Below are 18,545 nucleotides of genomic sequence, written 5' to 3'. Positions count from 1 at the left end.
CGCCCCCCGCCCCCCCCCCCCCCCCCCCCCCCCCCGCCCCCCCCCCCCCCCCCCCCCCCCCCCCCCCCCCCCCCCCCCCCCCCCCCCCCCCCCCCCCCCCCGGCGCGGTCGTCGAGCCCACCGCGGTGACCGGTTCCGCGGCGGCGGGCACGGTGCCGGCGCCGGTGAGCTCGCGGTCGACGGCCGCGAAGAACTGGCCGGCCATCCGCTTCGCGACGCCGGTGATCATCCGCTGCCCGACGCCGGCCACCGGGCCGCCGACCACGGCGTCCGCGGAGTACGTGAGCGTCGTCGTCCCGTCGCCGTCCCCGGTGAGCGCGATGAGCACGTCCGCGCGCGCGTTGCCCGGCGCGCCGGCACCGCTCGCGTGCATCACGTACGACGTCGGCCGCTGCTGGTCGGTCAGCCGCACCTCGCCGGCGTAGGTCCCCCGGATCGCGCCGACGCCGACCGAGACGTTCATCCGGTACTCGTCGTCGCCGACCCGCTCCAGCGTCTCGCAGCCCGGGATCGTCCGCGCCAGCACCGCGGGGTCGGTGATCACCGCCCACACCTGCTCGGGCGTCCCGTGCAGCACCGCAGAGCCGTCGAGCTTCACGCGCCCACTCCCGTCCTGCGGCCCGCGGCCGCCGTCCGCTCCGCGTCCGGGGAGCGCATCACGTCGTAGAGCTCGGTCGGCGAGATCGGCATGGCGGCGATCCGCCGTCCGGTCGCGTCCTCGATCGCCGAGGCGATCGCGGCCGTGCCGGGGATGACGCCGGCCTCGCCGGCGCCCTTGATGCCCAGCGGGTTCAGCGGCGACGGCGTCTGCTGGTGGTCGATCACCACGTCGGGGACCTCCGACGCGTACGGCATCAGGAAGTCCATGAACGAGGCGTTCAGCAGCTGGCCGTCGGCGTCGTAGGCGATCCGCTCGTACAGCGCGCCGGCCACGCCCTGCGCCACCCCGCCGTGCACCTGACCCTCGACGATCATCGGGTTCACCACGTTGCCGCAGTCGTGCACGACGGCGTAGGAGACGACGTCGATCTCCCACGTGGCCGGGTCGATCTCGACCACCGCGGCGTGCGCGCCCGAGGCGAACGTCGAGCGGATCGGCGAGAAGTAGTCGCGGTGCTCCAGCCCCGGCGCGTCTCCGGGCGCCACCGGCGGCTCGTCGTCGTGCCCGGGGCGCGCGAACTGCGTCGCCTGCTTCGCGGCCTCGTCGAAGGCGTAGCGCAGCGGGTTGGACAGGACGGCGACCGTGCTCAGCGGCACCGACGCCCCGGGGATCCCCCGGACGCCCACCACGCCGTCGACGACGTCCAGGTCGTCGGGGTCGGCCTCCAGCACCTCCGCGGCGATCCGCAGCGCCTTCTCCCGCACCCCGCGGGCGGCCAGCGCGATCGCGTTGCCGCTCATCACCGCGGCGCGGGAGGCGAACGTGCCGACGGCGTACGGGAAGCGCCGCGTGTCGCCGGTGGTCACCTCGACGTCCTCGATCGGGACGCCGAGCTCGGAGGCGACGATCTGGGCGAACGCCGTCTCGTGGCCCTGCCCCTGCGTCGTCAGCCCGGTGGCGACCAGCACCTTGCCGCTGCCCAGCACCTGCACGTGCCCGCCCTCGTAGGGGCCGGGCCCCGTGCCCTCCACGTACATCGCCATCCCGGCGCCGAGCAGCTTCCCGCGCGCGGCGGCCTCGGCCCGGCGGTCCTCGATGCCGTCCCAGCCGACGAGCGCGGTCAGCTTGTCCAGCAGCCCCGGGTAGTCGCCGGAGTCGTAGACCACCGGCCGCCCGTCCTGGAACGTCAGGTGGTGGTCGTAGGGGAACTGGTCGGGCCGGATGAGGTTGCGCCGCCGCACCTCCGCGCGGTCGAGGCCGAGGTCGTCGGCGATGCGGTCCATGGTCCGCTCCATGGCGTAGCAGCCCTGCGGCCGCCCGGCGCCGCGGTACGGCGTCACGATCACCGTGTTCGTGTAGACGCTCTCCACGACGACGCGGTACACGCCGATCGCGTACGGCCCGACGAGCTGGGTCGCGGTGATGATCGGCACGATGATCCCGTAGGGGGTGTAGGCGCCGTTGTCGTGCCAGACGTGCACGTCGAGCGCGGTGACCCGGCCGTCGTCGTCGTAGCCGACGGTGATCTCCTGCCGTTGCTGCCGCTCGTGGGCGCTGCCGACGAAGTGCTCCCGCCGGTCCTCGGTCCACTTCACCTCGCGGCCCAGCCGGATCGCGGCCATCGGCACCAGCAGCTCCTCGGGCCACGGGTGCACGATCTTCACGCCGAACCCGCCGCCGACGTCGGGCGCGATCACCTCGACGGCGTCCAGCGACAGCTCCAGCTTCGCCGCGATCGCCGCGCGCACCGACGTCGACGCCTGGGTGCTCGAGTAGACGCGCAGGCTCCCGTCGGCGTCGTCCCACCGCGCGTGCACGCCCTTGCCCTCCAGCGGCATGCACGCGCTGCGCTCGACGTACTGCGTGAAGGAGAGGGTGCGGGCCGAGCCGGCCAGCGCCGCCTCGACGTCCCCGGTCTCCTGGTGGTGCCGCGCGGCGACGTTGTCCGGGATCTCCTCGTGCACGGAGGCGGCCGCGGCGCGGGCGGCGTCCACCCCGACGACGGCCGGCAGCTCCTCGTAGCCGACCACGACCCGCTCGGCGGCGTCCTCGGCCACGTACCGGTCGGTGGCCACGACCATGACCACCGGCTCGCCGACGTGGTTGACCTCGCCGTCCGCGAGCGGGTGGCCGGTGCGCGGCGCGTGTAGCTGCGGGTGCGGGATGAGCACCGGCAGCGGATCGGCCATCGGGCCGGTGAGGTCCTCGTAGGTGTAGATCGCGACCAGGCCCTCGACGTCCAGCGCCGCCTCGACGTCGATGCCGGTGATCCGCGCGTGGGCGTGCGGGCTGCGCACGAACGCGGCGGCGAGCGCGTCGTGCCCGATGTCGTCGAGGTAGCGGCCCCGGCCGGTGACCAGGCGGGCGTCCTCGCGGCGGCGGACCGGCTCGCCGAACAGCTTCGTCGTCACCGGGGGGCCTCGGCCATCGCGGCCGCCGCGTGGCGGACGGCCTTCTTGATGTTGGCGTAGCCGGTGCAGCGGCAGAGGTTGCCGCAGACGATCTCCTCCACCTCGTCGTCGGTGATCGCCGTGGTCCGGTCCCGTGCCTCCAGCCCGGCGGCGATCGTCACGAGGAAGCCGGGCGTGCAGAACCCGCACTGCAGCGCGTGGCACTCGCGGAACGCCTCCTGCACCGGGTGCAGCACCGCCGTCCCGTCGGCGTCCTCGCGCGCCAGGCCCTCGACCGTGGTCACCGCCGCGCCGTCCACCTGGACGGCGAGCACCAGGCACGACCGCACCGGCACCCCGTCGACCAGCACCGTGCACGCCCCGCAGACGCCGTGCTCGCAGCCGACGTGCGTGCCGGTCAGCCCGAGGTCGTGCCGCAGCGCGTCCGACAGCAGCCGTCGCACGGGCACCGTTGCTCCACGTGGAACACCGTTGACCGTCACGGTGATCGAGCGCTCGGTGTCCACGGACGTCATGCGGCGGTCCTCTCGAGAGCCTCGGCGGCGGCCTCGCCCAGCGCGCGCTCGGTCAGCACCCCGACGAGCAGCCGCCGGTAGTCGGCGCTGGCGTGCAGGTCGCCGTCCGGGTCGACCAGCGTCCGGGCCAGCGCGCCGGCCGCGGCCCAGTCGGCGGTGTCGGCCGGCCGGCCGTGCACCGCCCCGGTCAGGTCGTGCACCTCGGGCACCGGCCCGACGGACAGGTAGGACGCCGTCACGCGTTCGACCCGGCGGTCGCCGTCCAGCGTGACGACGACGCCCGCGCCGCACACCGCGTAATCACCCCTCCGCCGCGCGATCTCGGCGAAGGCGGTCCCCGAGCGGGGCGGCAGCGCCGGGAAGAACGCGTCGACGACGACGGCCGGCCCGTGCAGCGAGGTCTCCAGCGGCCCGACGAACAGGTCCCGCCAGCCCACGGTCGAGCGGCCGGCGGGCGTCGCCACGGTCACCGACCCGCCGGTGAGCGCGAGCACCGAGGTCATCTCCCCCGACGGGTCGGCGTGCGCGAGAGAGCCCACCGTCGTCCCGCGGTTGCGGATCGCCGGGTGCGCGACGTTCGCCGTCGCCCGGGCCAGCAGCGGCTGGACCCGGGCGGCGGTCGTGGCGTCGGGGGAGTCGCGCAGCAGTCGCTCGTGGCGGACCAGCGCCCCCACCCGCACGCCGTCCCCGGTGGCCTCGACGGTGTCCAGGCCGGGTACCCGGTTGAGGTCCACCAGGGCGGCGGGGGCCGCCAGCCGCATCGACAGCAGCGGGATCAGCGACTGGCCGCCGGCGAGCACCTTGGCGCCCTCCCCCTCGGCCGCGAGGACGTCGAGCGCCTCGTCGAGCGAGCCGGGGTCGGCGTAGCGGAAGGGGGCGGGCTTCACCGGTCGTGCGTGCCCTTCCCCGGGCCGCGGCGGGCGCCCGTCCGCTCGGCCTCGTACTCGTCGTACGACGACGGGTCGGACCCGCCGAGGTCGGGGCCGTGGCCGAGCGAGGACGCGGCGGCCGGGTGGGTGCCCTCCCGCAGCAGCGCCGCCTTCATGTCGGCCGGCGCCAGCGCCCGGGCCAGGTGCCAGGCCACGACGGCGACGATCGAGCCGAGGGCGATCCCGGTGAGCGAGAAGTCGTCGGAGAACTCGAGGGTCACGTTCCCGATGCCGATGATGATCCCGGCGGCCAGCGGCACCAGGTTGATCGGGTTGGCGAAGTCGACCCGGTTCTCCTTCCAGATCTTGGCGCCGAGCAGGCCGATCATCCCGTAGAGGACGACGGTGATCCCGCCGAGCACCCCGCCCGGGACGATGTTGATCAGCGCCCCGAACTTCGGGCACAGGCCCAGCAGGATCGCCACGATCGCGGCCACGTAGTACGCCGCGGTGGAGTACACGCGGGTGGCCGCCATGACGCCGATGTTCTCGGCGTAGGTCGTGGTGGGGGAGCCGCCGACCGACGAGGCGACGACGGTCGCGATGCCGTCGGCCGCCACGGCGCGGCCCATCAGCGGGTCGAGGTCGCGCTTGGTCATCTCGGCGACGGCCTTGACGTGGCCGACGTTCTCGGCGACCAGGGCGATGACCGCGGGCAGCACCAGCAGGCTGAACTTCAGCGAGAACGACGGCGCGGTGAAGTCGGGCAGACCGACCCAGTCGGCGTCACCGACCGTGTCGAAGTTGATCCGGTCCCGCGTGGTCTCCTCGCCGGCGCCCGGGTCGAACGAGGTGATCTGCCCAGCGGTGGCGTCGAGCAGCACCGACAGCAGGTAGCCGAAGACCAGGCCGAGCAGGATCGCGATGCGGGCGAGGAAGCCGCGCAGCGCCAGCGAGGCGACGATGACGAAGGTCATCGTGGCCAGCGCGACCCACTGGTCCTGCGGCCAGTAGGTCTGGGCCGCGACGGGCGCCAGGTTGAAGCCGATCAGCATGACGACGGCGCCGGTGACGGCCGGCGGCAGCACCTTGTTGATCGTGGTGAGGCCCGCGAAGTGGATGAGCACGCCGACGAGGGCCAGGACGACGCCGGCGACGAGGATCGCGCCGACGACGTCGGAGGAGTCGCCGCCGTTGGCCCGGATCGCCGCGACGCCGCCGACGAACGCGGCGCTGGTGCCGAGGTAGCTCGGCACCCGGTTCTTCACGATGAGCAGGAAGATGATCGTCGCGATGCCGCTCATCATGATCGCGAGGTTGGCGTCCAGCCCCATGATGATCGGGAAGACGAACGTGGCGCCGAACATGGCGACGACGTGCTGGGCGCCGATCCCGGCGGTGCGCGGCCAGGACAGCCGTTCGTCGGGGGCGACCGCCTCGCCCAGCGGTGGGGTCTTGCCGTCTCCGTAGAGCTTCCAGCCGAACGCCATCGATGGGCTCCTCGACCTCTCGATCCCGGGGGGACCCGGCCGTGGTGACGTGCACCACTCCGGGGGGCGTCCATCTGACACCGCCCGACCGGCCGGCGGAAGTCTCTCAGCGCTGAATCGTTACGCGCCGGGATGTCTCACCGCTGAGGTAGTTCCGGCGGTAGCGTGCCGATCCGTGAGCCCCTCCTCCCGGGCGGCCGCCCGGTACGTGGCGGTGCGGGGCGGCGTCTACGCCGACTCGGTCCGCCTCATGCAGGTGAGCCGGGACGTCGGCGCCCGCGACGGCGTCACCGCGGTGCTGGTCGCCATGGCCACGCCGCTGAACCTCGAGCTCGCCGCCGGCATGGGGCTGGCCCCCGACGAGCCCGCCGGCCCCGACCAGCTGCTCGTCGCCGTCGCCGCCGAGGACGACGACGCCCTGGCCGCCGCCGTGGCCGCCGTCGACGCCGCGCTCGCGGAGCGGCAGCGGCCGGCCGGCAGCGCGGAGGCGGTCCCCGCCCGGACGGTCGGGGCCGCCCTCGACGCGCTCGACGGCGGCCCGGCCCTGGCCGTCGTCAGCGTCCCGGGCGCGCACGCCGTGGCCGAGGCCGCCGACGCGGTCGCCGCCGGGCGCAGCGTCGTCGTCTTCTCCGACGGCGTCCCCGTCGAGCACGAGGTCGCGCTCAAGCGCGCCGCGCACGACGCCGGCGTCCTGGTGATGGGCCCCGACTGCGGGACGGCGATCGTGTCCGGGCTCGCCCTGGGCTTCGCCAACGCCGTCCGTCCCGGGCCGGTCGGGCTGGTGGCCGCCAGCGGCACCGGTGCCCAGCAGGTGTCCTGCCTGCTCGACATGGCCGGCGTCGGGGTCTCGCACGTGCTCGGCGTCGGCGGGCGGGACCTCTCCGCGGCCGTCGGGGGCCTGGCCACGCTCGACGCCCTCGCCGCGCTGGACGCCGACCCGGCCACCGAGCGGGTCCTGCTGGTGTCCAAGCCCCCGGCGCCGGAGGTGGCCGCCCGGGTCGACGCCGCGGCCGCCGGGCTGGCGACGCCGATCCGGTCCGCGGCCCTGTCCGCGCGGACCCCCGACCTGACCGCCGCCGTCGAGGCGCTGCTGGCCGACCTGGGCGTCGCCGTCCCGGACTGGCCCGCGCGCCCCGGCCGGGCCGAGGCCGCGCTCCCCGGCGCCGTCCTCGCCGGCCTCTACTCCGGCGGCACCCTGGCCGACGAGGCGATGCTGCTGGCCGCCCCGGTGCTGGGCGACGTCCGCTCCAACACCCCGCTGCGCCCGGAGCTCGGCATCGCCGTCGACCCGGCCGCCCCCGACCTCGCCGCGCACGGGCACGTGGTGGTCGACCTCGGCGACGACGCGCTGACCGTCGGCCGCGCCCACCCGATGATCGACCCGACGCTGCGGCTGCAGGCGATCGAGCGCCTGGCCGCCTCCGGCCGGCCCGCGGTGCTGCTGCTCGACGTCGTCCTCGGGTACGGCGCCGACCCCGACCCGGCCGCCGTGCTCGGGCCGGCGCTCGCCGCCGCCCGCGCGCGGACGACGCTGCCGGTCGTCGTCGCGCTGGTCGGCACCGACGCCGACCCGCAGGGCTGGAGCCGCCAGGCCGACGCGCTCGCCGCCGCCGGCGCGCACGTGTTCGCCTCCAACGCCCGGGCGACCCGGTTCGCCCTCGACCTGCTGGGAGCGGCCGCGTGACGCTGCAGGACCTGCTCGCCGGCCGGCCCGCGGTGGTGGCCGCCGGCGTCGACGTCTTCTCCGCCGCGCTGCGCGCGCAGGGGGCGCAGGTGCACGACGTCGACTGGCGCCCGCCCGGCCTCGGCGACCCCGCCGACCTCGCGCAGCTGGCCCTCGACCCGCGCCGGGCCGCGGCCAACCGGACGGCGGTGGAGCGGGTGCTCGCCGCGGGCTCGGTGCTCACTGACGTCCGCCCCGCCCGCGAGGTGCTCGGCCTCCCCGACCGCACGATCCTGCACGCCGGGCCGCCCGTCGAGTGGGCCGACGCCAGCGGACCGCTGCGCGGTGGGCTGGTCGGCGCGACCCTCTTCGAGGGCTGGGCCTCGTCGGTGGAGGAGGCCGAGCGGCTGCTGGCCGGCGGCGGGATCGCCCTCGACCCCTGTCACCACCACGCGGCGGTGGGCCCGATGGCCGGGGTCACGTCGCCGTCCATGTGGCTGTGGTGCCTGGAGGACCCGGTCCAGGGCGGCCGGGCGTACTGCAACCTCAACGAGGGCCTGGGCAGGGTGCTGCGGATGGGCGCGTTCGACGGCGAGGTGCTCACCCGGCTGGCGTGGATGCGCGACGTGCTCGGGCCGGTGCTCGCCGACGCCGTGCGGTCGCTGGACGACCCGCTGGACGTGAAGGCCGTGCTCGCGCAGATGCTGCAGATGGGCGACGAGGGGCACAACCGCAACCGCGCCGGGTCGCTGATGGCGCTGCGCGAGCTGGCCCCGGCGATCGTGGGGCTGTCCGGGTCGTCCGGCCACGCCTCCGGTGACCTCGCCGCGGTGCTGCGGTTCATCGGCGGCAACGAGCACTTCTTCCTCAACCTCGGGATGCCCACGGCGAAGCTCGCGATGGACGCCGCCCGCGACGTCCCCGGCTCGACGATGGTCACGGTCATGTCCCGCAACGGCACCGAGTTCGGCGTGCAGACCGCCGGCACCGGCGACCGCTGGTTCACCGGGCCGGCGCAGACGCCGGTGGGCCTGTTCCTCGGCGACTACGGCCCCGACGACGCCAACCCCGACATCGGCGACTCCGCGATCATGGAGACCTACGGCGTCGGCGGCTTCTCGATGGCCGCGGCGCCCGCGATCGTCCGGTTCGTCGGCGGCACCGTGCCCGACGCGCTGGCCACGACCGAGCGGATGTACCAGCTCACCCTCGCCGAGAACCCGGCGATGGCCATCCCGGTGCTGGGGTTCCGCGGGGCCCCGACCGGCATCGACGTCGTCTCGGTGGCGCGGACCGGCTGGCTGCCGCAGATCAACACCGGCATGGCCGGGCGGGTGGCCGGCACCGGGCAGGTGGGCGCCGGGCTGGTGCAACCGCCGCGGGAGTGCTTCGAGAAGGCCCTGGCCGCGCTGGCGCAGGAGTCGCGCGCCGCCGCCCCGGCGTCCTGAGGGCGCCGGCCGGTCAGGCGTGCACGCGCAGGGCCAGCAGGGCGACGTCGTCGTGGTGGTGGCGCCCGGGGCCGGCGAGCAGCTCGTCGCACACCTGCTCCAGCGGCCGCCCGGCCGCGCCCTCCAGCGCCGCGAGCAGCGCGTCGGTGCCGGCGTCGAGCGTCCGGCCGGGGACCTCGACCAGCCCGTCGGTGTAGAGCAGCAGGGTGTCGCCGGGCGCCAGGTCGAGCGCGTGGTCGGTCCGCCGCACCGACGTCCCGACGCCGAGCAGCCGGTCCGGCGTCCGCGCGAGCAGCTCCACCGAGCCGTCGGCGCGCACCAGCACCGGCGCCGGGTGGCCGGCGTTGCTCCAGCGCAGCAGCAGCCCGTCGCCCGCGCGGCGCTCGACGACCTTCGCCGCCACGACGGTGACCAGCGTGTCGACCCGCAGGTGGACCAGGGCCCGGTCCAGGGCGCCGAGCACGGCCGCCGGCGACCCGAGGACCTCCTGGGCCAGGGCGCGCAGCATGCCCCGGGCCTGCGCCATCGTCGCGGCCGCGGGTGCGTCGTGCCCGGCGACGTCGCCGACGACCACCATCGAGCCGCCGTCGGAGGTGCCGAAGGCGTCGTACCAGTCGCCGCCGATCTGCGCGTCGCGGGTCGCGGGGAGGTAGCGGACCGCGGTCTCCAGGCGCGGCAGCGCCGGCAGGTCGGCCAGGAGGCTGCGCTGGATCGCCTCGGCGACGGTGATGCGGGCACGCACCGTCGCGGCCTCGGCGGTCATCCGCAGCACCTGCTGCTCGCGCCGCAGCCGGATGGTGCAGGCCGCCAGCGCGACCAGGCCGCCGAGCGCGACGCCGACGATCCGCGCGAGCTGGGCGGGAACGGCCGCGGACGTGTACTGGTCGTCGTAGACGCCCAGCAGGACCGCGGTCAGCACGGCGAGGAGCGCGTAGGTGGCGGTCGCGCGCCGGCCCAGGAGGACCGCGGCGACCATCGGCACGATGGCCACCAGGCTGATCAGCACCTGCTCGCGGCCGAGGGCGAGATCCGTCGCGACGACGACGGCCAGCGCCCCCAGCGGGAGCGCGTGGATGCGCGTGGTCGAGCGCCTCACCGCGTCGCCTCTCCGGTCGGCCGAACGAGCGGCCGCTGGTTCGAGCTCGCCGCGGGGAGCCTAGCCGCTGCGGGCGGCCGGGCCGGTCAGGCCCGGGTGCAGCAGAGCAGGTCGTCCAGCGCGGGCCCGAGACCGGACCGGTCCGTCACCGCCGCGGGGAAGGGCACCCGCAGGTCGTAGTGGGACGCGGGGCGCTCGACCCGGAAGAGGACGCCGCCGCGGTCGACGCCGAGCAGGTGCACCCCGTCGTCCTCCCCGGCCCACAGCCGCACGTGCGCGCAGAGCTCGGCCAGCGACCGGGCGTGCTCGCCGACGAGGTCCGCCTCGTCGGCGGCGAGCGGGTCGGGCCGGGCGGCGGCGAAGTCCTCGGGCTCGACCACCGTGCGGCCGCCGCCCTCGTCGAGCAGCACCTCGGCGACGTCCAGGCGCAGCAGGGTGGCGGTCAGGCCGACGTCGAGGAGGACGTCGGCCGGGCAGGCCTCGGCGAAGTCCAGGACGAGCCCGGCCTCCCGGTCGGGTGCCACCGGCTCGAGCCAGCCGACCAGTTCCAGCCGGCCGCGCACGGGGTCGCGGAGCGGCAGCGGGGAGCGCCGGGTGACGGTCAGCCGCGCCGGCAGGTCGCCGAGCGGGGAGCGGTGGACGGCGGTCGCCAGGCCGCCGGACCGGGGGACGACGACCAGCACGTCGCCGCGGGCGGTGGTGGTCGCCGCGAGCAGCGGCGACGCGCCCTCGCCGAGGGTGTGCACCGAGGCGGCGGCGCAGGTGGCCACGGTGCGGGCCCGCTCGGCGGCGGACGGGACCTCGGCGCTGCGCCGCGGCGGACGGGTCGGGTGGCGTGCGGTCATGGCTGCCCTCACGGCTGTCGTCGGGTTGTAAGGTGAGCCTAACCAAACCGGAGGTCCCGTGAACACACCTCGTCCCAAGATCCGGCTGAGCCGCCGGCTCGGGCTGCCGCTCACCCCGAAGGCCGTCGCCTACTTCGAGCGCCGCCCGTATCCGCCGGGTGAGCACGGCCGCAAGCGCAAGCAGGCCAGTGACTACTCCACCCGGCTGCTGGAGAAGCAGCGGCTGCGCGCCCAGTACGACGTCAGCGAGACCCAGCTGCGGCGGGCGTTCGACCGCGCGAAACGCTCCGGCGGCAAGACCGGCGAGGCGCTGATCCAGGAGCTGGAGTCGCGGCTGGACGCGACCGTGCTGCGCGCCGGCTTCGCGCGCACGATCTACCAGGCCCGCCAGTTCGTCACCCACCAGCACGTGCTGGTCAACGGCCGCCGCGTCGACCGCCCCTCCTACCGGCTGCGGCCGGGCGACTTCGTGCAGATCGCCGAGCGCTCGCGCGCCAAGGAGCCGTTCCAGGTCGCCGCGTCCGGGGCGCACGCCGACCCGCCGGCCTACCTCGACGTCCGGCTGGCCGACCTGGTCGCCCGCGTGGAGCGGACGCCGGCCCGCGAGGAGGTCCCCGTGGTCTGCGAGGAGCAGCTGGTCGTGGAGTACTACTCCCGCTGACGGCCCCGCCACTCCTCCGCGATCATGGGCTCGTCGCCGCCGACACGCTCGGACACACCGGCTGCAGCGTCGACGAGCCCATGATCACGCCCGGATGATCGCCGCGACCGGGCCGCCGCCGGACGGGCCCTGGTGCACCGCCGCGACCGAGACGAACACCGCCGGGTCGCCGGTCACCGACGCCGCGACCCCGCCGACGGTCGCCTTGATCTGCCGGTGCCAGAAGACGTCGGAGTCGTCGAGCATCGCGTTGCGGCGGCCGCGCACGTAGCCGGTCGGGTCCGCCTCGCACTTGAGGAAGACGTTGACCAGCCGGTCGCCCAGGTCGCTGACGTGCGGGCGCTCGGGCAGGTCCAGCCCGGCCTGGCGGATGGCGTCCCAGATGCCGTCTTGGTCCAGCGCGTCCCTCATGACCGAGTGCCCGATCCGGTAGGCGCCGCCGTGGCCGCGGGCGTTGCCGACGACGACGATCTGCGCCCGGTCCAGCTCCACGCCCGAGGAGCACGAGGCGACGGCGCTGTACAGGGACAGGTCGCGCATGACCTGCTCCTGGCGCGGCATCCCGATCTCGCCCAGGGCCACGGCGATGCCGAGCGCCGTCGTCCCGTTGGACAGGTCCATCGAGCCGTGCGGCTCGTCGTAGTAGGTGTCCTTCCCGCGGCTCCGCGCGTCGCGGATGGTCTCGATCGTCAGCAGCGGCGTCTTGGTCTGCACGTAGTGGACGTCGGCCGGGTCGGTGATGCCGGCGGCCGCCATCGCCCGCCGCACGCCCTCGGCCACCTTCTCCACCATCGGGAGGCGGCCGATGTCCTCGGGCAGCAGCACGTCGCTCATCGCGTGGCCGACGGTCAGCCGCGGCTCGTCGGTCTTCTCCACGGCGTCCTCCGGGAGCGTGGCGAAGATCGTCGCGTGCGGGCTGATGACGCCGTCCGTCCCGCCCGACCACACGATCGGGATCTCGCCGACCTCCTCCCTCGACCGGCTGCCCTTCTCGAGCAGCACCTCGCGGAAGGCGCGGTCGGCGATGATCCGGGTGTAGTCGTTGACGCCGCCGTTGCCCTCGGTCTTGCCGATGACGGCGACGACGCGGTCGGCCTCCAGGACGCCGTCGTCGATGAGCTTGGCGAGCTCGGAGGCGTCGCTGACGTTGTGCAGGGGGACCTTGCGGACCTCGATCGGTGCGGGCACGTCGGTTCCTTCCACTCAGGGCTGCAGGACGGTGCCGACGTCGTCCGCGGTGACGGCGTCGGTGATGTGCTCGAGCGAGGTGACGACGGCGCGGGCCCCGCCCCCGGCCACGAAGCGCAGGGCGGCCTCGACCTTGGGGGCCATGCTGCCGCGGGCGAACTCCCCGGCCGCGGCGTGCGCGCGCAGCTCCCCGGGGGTGACCCGGCCCAGCGGGCGCGCGGCCGGCGTGCCGAACCCGACCACGACGTTCGGGACGTCGGTGGCCAGCACCAGCGTGTCGGCGGCGACGTCGCGGGCCAGCACCGCCGCCGTCAGGTCCTTGTCGATCACGGCCTCGACGCCGCGCAGGGCCGGACCGGCGTCGTCGGCGACCGGGATCCCCCCGCCGCCCGCGCAGACGACGACGAAGCCGGCCGCGGCCAGCGCGTGCACCGCCGGGCCGTCGACGACCGCGAGCGGCTCGGGCGAGGCGACCACCCGGCGCCAGCCCCGCGGTCCCCGGTCCTCCCAGACCTGGCCCAGCGCGACGAACCGCTCGGCCTGCTCGCGCGGCAGGTGGCGGCCGACCGGTTTGGACGGCGCGGCGAACCCCGGGTCGGCGGCGTCGACCAGCGTGCGGGTGACCAGGACGGCGGTGCGCTGCGGCAGCCCGTGGGCGGCCAGTGCCGCGTCGAGCTCGTCGGCGAGGGTGAACCCGATCGTGGCCTGGGTCTGGGCGACGTTCCAGTCCAGCGGCACGGGCGGCACCTCGTGCGCGGCCAGCTCGTTCTTGACCAGCAGGTTGCCCACCTGCGGCCCGTTGCCGTGGGTCAGCACCACCTCGAGTCCGGCGGCGACCAGCTCGGCCACGTGCCCGGCGGCGACGGCGAGGGCCGCGCGCTGGGCCGCCGGGGTGGCCGCCCCGTCGGGGCCGGTCATCGCGTTGCCCCCGAGCGCGACGACGGCGCGGCGGGGTCGGCCGTCCCGCCGGGGCCCGCCGCGCGCGTGCGCGTGGTGGGGGGCGGGGTGGTCCGTCGGCACCCCGGCGACCCTAGCGAGAGTTCTCTTAGCGGTGAAGTACCCGGAGCCGATCGACCCTGTCGGCCGCCGGCCCCGGCGCGCACCATCGAGGCCCTGCCGTCGAGGAGGTCCCGTGCTGGTCCGGTTCGACCTCGACACCCGCGCCGCGCCCGGGCAGGTGCTCGACGCGCTCACCGTGGTCGGCGGCCGCCGGCTGGAGATCTGGTCGAGGACGCTCGACCCGGCCAAGTACGAGGTGCGCGGTCACGGCGAGGGCTGGGCCGTCGTGAAGGAGGGCAGCGCCGGTGTGCGGCTGTGGGTGCTGCTCCGCTACGAGTGGCCGGCACCCGACCGCGTCACCTGGACGCTGCTGGACAGCGACCACTGCGACCGGGGCACCGGCGAGGTGCGGATCTCGCCTCGGGACGACGGCGGCAGCCACGTCGACGTCACGATCCACCACTCCGGTGGCCGGGGCCTGCGCGGCCGGGCCGTCCTCGGGCTGCAGCGCGTGCTCGGGCCGGTGGCGTTCCCGCGGACGTGGCGGGCGGCGCTGGACCGGGTCGCCGACGGCGGCTAGCGCCGCCAGAAGTCGAAGGGGTCCCGGCCGGGCCGGAACCCGGCGGCCTCCACGACGTCCACGGCGAGGTCGAACCGCTGGCCGACCGCGCCGGGCTGGTGGGCGTCGCTGCCGAAGCTGATCGCCTCACCGCCCTCCTCGCGGAACCAGCGCACCTGGTCCACCGAGGCCAGCGGGCTGCTCGTGTTGACCTCCAGCGCGCGGCCGGTGCCCGCCAGCGCCCGGAACACCGCCCGGTACTCCTCCTCGTAGTCCTTCTCCGAGTAGCGCGACGTGCCGGAGGGCCAGTACCGCCGCGGGAAGTCGACGTGGGCGAGCACCTGGAAGACGTCGCTGGACTCCACCATGTCCACGACCTCGGCGAGGTAGCGGCGCATGGTGCCGTCGGCGTCCTCCCACAGCAGGTGGCCGACGCCGTACAGGCGGTCGCCCTGCCGGAGGGAGTGCAGCGACCCCAGCACCCGGTCGACCGGCCCGCTGCGCAGGTGCGCGGCGACGCTCGCGGAGAACAGGTGCGGCTCCCCGGCCTCGACGCCGGACCAGATGCGCAGCTCCCGGAACCGGTCGCGCACCTCCTCGAGCTCGGCGAAGTACCCCTCGACGTCGATCTCCGCGTGCCGCGAGGCGTGCCGGTCCACCAGGCCCTCGTCGGTCGCCCGGTCGTCGGGGTCCCACACGGTGAAGTCCAGGTGCTCGGTGAACGCGATGGCGGGCAGCCCGAGCGCGATCGCCCGCTCGCAGGCGCGCGCCATCGTCGACGTGGTCGCGGTGTCCCACGACCAGCCGGTGTGGACGTGGTTGTCCGGCGGTGGCGTCCGGTCCTGCTGGGGGTCACGGGGAGACGGCATCGGACCCATCCTCTCCCGCCGCCGTCCACAGCGGCGCCGCGGGATGTCGGCGGTGGTGCCTACTGTCGGGCGCATGACCTCCGCCCTGCCGACGTCCACCGTGGCCGCCGAGGCCCTGGAGGTGCTCCGCGAGCTCATCGGCCGTCCCGACGCGGAGTTCCGGGAGGGGCAGGACGAGGCCGTCGCCGCGCTGGTCGAGCGCTCGCAGCGTGCCCTGGTCGTGCAGCGCACCGGGTGGGGCAAGTCGGCGGTCTACTTCGTGTCGACGGCGCTGCTGCGCCGCCGCGGCGCCGGCCCGACCCTGCTGGTCAGCCCGCTGCTCGCGCTGATGCGCGACCAGGTGGCCGCGGCCGCCCGCGCCGGCATCCGGGCCGTGGAGATCTCCAGCTCCAACGTCACGGAGTGGGACGACGTCGCCGCCCGGCTGGCCGCCGACGAGGTCGACGTGCTGCTCGTCTCGCCGGAGCGGCTGACCAACCCGCGCTTCCGCGAGGAGCAGCTGCCGGGCCTGGTGGAGCGGTGCGGCCTGCTCGTCGTCGACGAGGCGCACTGCGTCTCCGACTGGGGCCACGACTTCCGGCCCGACTACCGCCGCATCCGCGACCTGCTCGGCACGCTGCCGGCCGGCACCCCGGTGCTGGCCACGACCGCCACGGCCAACGAGCGCGTGGTCGACGACGTCGCCGAGCAGCTGGGTGCCGGCGGCGTCGAGGTCACCACCGTCCGCGGCCCGCTGGCGCGGGACTCGCTGCGCCTGGGGGTGCTGCGCCTGCCGACCGACCGGGCGCGCCTGGCCTGGCTGGCCGCCCACCTCGGGGACCTGCCGGGCAGCGGCATCGTCTACACGCTGACCGTCGCGGCGGCCGAGGAGACCGCGTCGCTGCTGCGCGACGCCGGCCACGAGGTGCGCGCCTACACCGGCCGGCTCGACGACGCCGACCGCAAGGACGCCGAGGAGGCGCTGCGGGAGAACCGGGTCAAGGCGCTGGTCGCCACGTCCGCGCTGGGCATGGGGTTCGACAAGCCCGACCTCGGCTTCGTCGTGCACCTGGGGGCGCCGTCGTCCCCGGTGAGCTACTACCAGCAGGTCGGCCGCGCCGGCCGCGCCGTCGAGCACGCCGACGTCCTGCTGCTGCCCGGGCCGGAGGACCTCGCGATCTGGCAGTGGTTCGCCACCTCCTCGATGCCGCGGGAGGACCACGCGGCCGCCGTCCTCTCCGCGATGGCCGACGCCCAGGCCTGGTCGGTGGCCCGGCTGGAGACGGTGGCCGACGTCCGCCGGTCCCGGCTCGAGCTGCTGCTGAAGGTCCTCGCCGTCGACGGCGCGGTGGAGCGGGTGCAGGGCGGCTGGCGGTCGACCGGCCGGCCGTGGGTCTACGACGCCGACCGCTACGGCCGTGTCGCCCGCACCCGCGAGGCCGAGCAGCGGGCGATGATCACCTACGCGAGGCCCGTGGACGAGGCCCGGTGCCGGATGGCCTTCCTGCAGGAGGCGCTGGACGACCCGACCGCCGCGCCCTGCGGCCGGTGTGACGTCTGTGCCGGCCCCTGGTACCCGACGGAGATCCCCGCGGGCGCCGCCGACGCCGCCTCCGCCGTGCTGGACCGCCCCGGCGTGGAGCTCCCGCCGCGGGCCCAGTGGCCGACCGGCGCCGACCGGCTCGGCGTCACGGTGAAGGGCAGGATCGCCGCGGGCGAGCAGCTCGACCCCGGCCGGGCGGTCGCCCGGCTCACCGACCTGGGCTGGGGCCAGCGCCTGCGCACCCTGCTCGGGGACGACGGCGTGGGCGGCACGGTCACCCTGGACCTGGAGGCACCCGGCCTCGAGGAGGACCCGGACGCCGCCTTCGACGTGCCGGTGCAGCGGTCGGTCACCGACGTCCCCCCGGACGAGGAGCTGATGCGCGCGTGCGCTCGGGTGCTCGCCGCCTGGGACTGGGCGGAGCGGCCGGCCGCCGTGGTCGCGGTCCCCTCGCGGCGCCGGCCGCGGCTGGTGACCGGACTGGCCGAGGGCCTGGCCCGGCTGGGCCGGCTGCCCTACCTGGGGGAGCTGTCCCTCGCGCACGGTGGGCCGACCGGCGGTCCGGGTGGCAACAGCGCGTTCCGGCTGGCCGGGGTGTGGCAGCGGCTCGTCGTCGGGCAGGAGCTGCGGGAGCGGCTGGGCGAGCTGGGCCCCGTGCCCGTGCTGCTGGTCGACGACCTGGCCGACTCGCGCTGGACGATGACGGTGGCCGGGCGGGAGCTGAGGCTGGCCGGCGCCTCGCGTGTGCTGCCCTTCGCGCTCGCCCTGGCGGCCTGAGTCCACAGGTTTTCGAACAGCTGTGCGAAACCTCCGCTAGCCTCTCCCCATGGCGCTCGCCCACCAGCCCTCGATGTGGGACCTCGCGGAGGAGCCCGCGCTGACGCCGCTCGCCGGCCGGGTGCAGCGCTACCCGCTGAGCCGGGGCGCCTGGGTCGACCACCTGCCCGGGTGGATGACCGGGTCCGAGGCGGTCCTCGAGGTCCTGCTGGGGGACATCGGCTGGCGGGCGGACCGGCGGCAGATGTACGACCGCGAGGTCGCCGTCCCCCGCCTGCTCCGGTGGTACGGCGGTGACGAGCCGCTGCCGCACCCGCTGGTCGCCGAGGCGCGTGCCGCGCTGAACCGGCACTACGGCGCGGAGCTGGGGGAGCCGTTCGTGAGTGCCGGCATGTGCCTGTACCGGGACGGGCGCGACAGCGTCGCCTGGCACGGCGACCGGCTGGGGCGGGCGCGCTCGGCGGACACGATGGTCGCCATCCTGTCGCTGGGGGCGCCGCGGCCGCTCATGCTGCGGCCCGTCGGTGGTGGCGAGAGCCTGCGTTTCCCCGTGGGGCACGGCGACCTGGTCGTCATGGGCGGGTCCTGCCAGCGCACCTGGGAGCACTGCGTCCCGAAGACCGCCAGGCCCGTCGGGCCCCGCGTGAGCATCCAGTTCCGGCCGCGCGGAGTGCTCTGAGCGGCGCCCTCGCCGGCCCTGCGGGACGACGTGTCCAGGGCCACGGGCCCCCCCCCTGCACGACCCCCTGGAGGGCGTGTACTGTCCTCTCTGCACCAAGCGAGAACGGACCGGGCCGCCAGCCTGGTCAACCGCCGGAAGCGCCCCCCGCGGGCCCACTGTTGCGGAGCCTGGTGTACAGTGAGAACACCGCCTCGAACAAATGCCTGAAAAGGCCCGAGTACGAGCGCGTCCGTTCCTTGAGAACTCAACAGCGTGCCGAAAGTCAGTGCCAAGTATTACCCCGTGCACTGCATCCTCTGGGTGTGGTGTGGGGATTCCTTTGGTTGATTGACATCGAGAGTGCTAGCTCT

The 18,545-nt window shown here is 75.5% G+C and carries 16 protein-coding genes; 6 read left to right on the top strand and 10 right to left on the bottom strand.

The features are described 5' to 3' along the window. From ACI781_RS18180 to ACI781_RS18160, 5 genes are all read right to left on the bottom strand, one after another. Positions 1 to 544 (bottom strand): SRPBCC family protein (locus tag ACI781_RS18180; RefSeq protein ID WP_456567536.1); only part of this gene is annotated, 544 nt, incomplete at its 3' end. Positions 545 to 594: 50 nt separating this feature from the next. Continuing rightward, positions 595 to 3,012 carry an aerobic carbon-monoxide dehydrogenase large subunit gene (cutA, locus tag ACI781_RS18175; RefSeq protein WP_456567535.1) on the bottom strand — a complete coding sequence of 806 codons (2,418 nt, stop codon included), beginning with the start codon at positions 3,010 to 3,012 and terminating at the stop codon, positions 595 to 597. Next, positions 3,009 to 3,527, bottom strand: a complete 519-nt coding sequence (locus tag ACI781_RS18170; protein WP_456567534.1) for a (2Fe-2S)-binding protein — start codon at positions 3,525 to 3,527, stop codon at positions 3,009 to 3,011. The genes cutA and ACI781_RS18170 overlap by 4 nt, the downstream gene beginning before the upstream one ends. Next, a complete protein-coding gene (locus ACI781_RS18165; protein WP_456567533.1) occupies positions 3,524 to 4,414 on the bottom strand; it encodes an FAD binding domain-containing protein in 891 nt (296 codons plus the stop codon). The genes ACI781_RS18170 and ACI781_RS18165 overlap by 4 nt, the downstream gene beginning before the upstream one ends. Further along, a complete protein-coding gene (locus tag ACI781_RS18160) occupies positions 4,411 to 5,886 on the bottom strand; it encodes a uracil-xanthine permease family protein (protein ID WP_456567532.1) in 1,476 nt (491 codons plus the stop codon). The genes ACI781_RS18165 and ACI781_RS18160 overlap by 4 nt, the downstream gene beginning before the upstream one ends. A gap of 175 nt (positions 5,887 to 6,061) precedes the next feature. Here ACI781_RS18160 and ACI781_RS18155 point away from each other — a divergent pair, with 175 nt between their 5' ends. Together ACI781_RS18155 and ACI781_RS18150 are read left to right on the top strand one after the other, a co-directional pair. Beyond that, the gene (locus ACI781_RS18155; RefSeq protein WP_456567531.1) at positions 6,062 to 7,570 is read left to right on the top strand and encodes an FdrA family protein; all 1,509 of its coding nucleotides are present in this window, start codon (positions 6,062 to 6,064) and stop codon (positions 7,568 to 7,570) included. After that, positions 7,567 to 8,997 carry a DUF1116 domain-containing protein gene (locus tag ACI781_RS18150; RefSeq protein WP_456567530.1) on the top strand — a complete coding sequence of 477 codons (1,431 nt, stop codon included), beginning with the start codon at positions 7,567 to 7,569 and terminating at the stop codon, positions 8,995 to 8,997. Before ACI781_RS18155 ends, ACI781_RS18150 begins: the two co-directional genes overlap by 4 nt. A 13-nt stretch (positions 8,998 to 9,010) precedes the next feature. On the opposite strand, the gene ACI781_RS18145 is transcribed toward ACI781_RS18150, so the two are convergent. Both ACI781_RS18145 and ACI781_RS18140 read right to left on the bottom strand, forming a co-directional pair. After that, entirely contained in the window at positions 9,011 to 10,093 is a 1,083-nt protein-coding gene (locus ACI781_RS18145) for a PP2C family protein-serine/threonine phosphatase (protein ID WP_456567529.1), read from the bottom strand. Positions 10,094 to 10,179: 86 nt separating this feature from the next. Continuing rightward, on the bottom strand, positions 10,180 to 10,938 hold the full coding sequence (locus ACI781_RS18140) for a DUF2470 domain-containing protein (RefSeq protein WP_456567528.1): 759 nt from the start codon (positions 10,936 to 10,938) through the stop codon (positions 10,180 to 10,182). A gap of 58 nt (positions 10,939 to 10,996) precedes the next feature. On the opposite strand from ACI781_RS18140, the gene rpsD reads away from it, so the two are divergent. Beyond that, on the top strand, positions 10,997 to 11,599 hold the full coding sequence (gene rpsD, locus ACI781_RS18135) for a 30S ribosomal protein S4 (protein WP_456567527.1): 603 nt from the start codon (positions 10,997 to 10,999) through the stop codon (positions 11,597 to 11,599). Between the two features lie 84 nt (positions 11,600 to 11,683). Here rpsD and bar read toward each other — a convergent pair whose 3' ends face one another. Together bar and ACI781_RS18125 are read right to left on the bottom strand one after the other, a co-directional pair. Beyond that, positions 11,684 to 12,787, bottom strand: a complete 1,104-nt coding sequence (gene bar, locus ACI781_RS18130; RefSeq protein WP_456567526.1) for a barbiturase — start codon at positions 12,785 to 12,787, stop codon at positions 11,684 to 11,686. Between the two features lie 15 nt (positions 12,788 to 12,802). Next, positions 12,803 to 13,807: a carbamate kinase gene (locus tag ACI781_RS18125; RefSeq protein WP_456567525.1), complete on the bottom strand. Its 1,005-nt coding sequence runs from the start codon at positions 13,805 to 13,807 to the stop codon at positions 12,803 to 12,805. 112 nt (positions 13,808 to 13,919) lie between these two features. On the opposite strand from ACI781_RS18125, the gene ACI781_RS18120 reads away from it, so the two are divergent. Further along, positions 13,920 to 14,366 (top strand): hypothetical protein, encoded by a 447-nt coding sequence (locus ACI781_RS18120; RefSeq protein ID WP_456567524.1) that lies wholly within the window; start codon positions 13,920 to 13,922, stop codon positions 14,364 to 14,366. Here the strand turns inward: ACI781_RS18120 and ACI781_RS18115 are convergent. Next, the gene (locus tag ACI781_RS18115; RefSeq protein ID WP_456567523.1) at positions 14,363 to 15,214 is read right to left on the bottom strand and encodes a histidinol-phosphatase HisJ family protein; all 852 of its coding nucleotides are present in this window, start codon (positions 15,212 to 15,214) and stop codon (positions 14,363 to 14,365) included. The genes ACI781_RS18120 and ACI781_RS18115 overlap by 4 nt on opposite strands. Before the next feature lie 73 nt (positions 15,215 to 15,287). On the opposite strand from ACI781_RS18115, the gene ACI781_RS18110 reads away from it, so the two are divergent. Next, a complete protein-coding gene (locus tag ACI781_RS18110) occupies positions 15,288 to 17,513 on the top strand; it encodes a RecQ family ATP-dependent DNA helicase (protein WP_456567522.1) in 2,226 nt (741 codons plus the stop codon). A gap of 49 nt (positions 17,514 to 17,562) precedes the next feature. Then, on the top strand, positions 17,563 to 18,192 hold the full coding sequence (locus ACI781_RS18105) for an alpha-ketoglutarate-dependent dioxygenase AlkB (RefSeq protein WP_456567521.1): 630 nt from the start codon (positions 17,563 to 17,565) through the stop codon (positions 18,190 to 18,192). Positions 18,193 to 18,545 lie beyond the last annotated feature (353 nt).

The organism is Blastococcus sp. SYSU D00695, from assembly GCF_054050555.1.
This window is presented reverse-complemented; position numbering and strand designations above follow the sequence as displayed.

Bases quoted from the DNA above. Each gene is read 5' to 3' on its own strand.
- ACI781_RS18160 (WP_456567532.1), bottom strand. From the start codon at position 5,886: ATGGCGTTCGGCTGGAAGCTCTACGGAGACGGCAAGACCCCACCGCTG.
- ACI781_RS18170 (WP_456567534.1), bottom strand. From the start codon at position 3,527: ATGACGTCCGTGGACACCGAGCGCTCGATCACCGTGACGGTCAACGGT.
- ACI781_RS18110 (WP_456567522.1), top strand. From the start codon at position 15,288: ATGACCTCCGCCCTGCCGACGTCCACCGTGGCCGCCGAGGCCCTGGAG.
- ACI781_RS18115 (WP_456567523.1), bottom strand. From the start codon at position 15,214: ATGCCGTCTCCCCGTGACCCCCAGCAGGACCGGACGCCACCGCCGGAC.
- ACI781_RS18140 (WP_456567528.1), bottom strand. From the start codon at position 10,938: ATGACCGCACGCCACCCGACCCGTCCGCCGCGGCGCAGCGCCGAGGTC.
- ACI781_RS18105 (WP_456567521.1), top strand. From the start codon at position 17,563: ATGGCGCTCGCCCACCAGCCCTCGATGTGGGACCTCGCGGAGGAGCCC.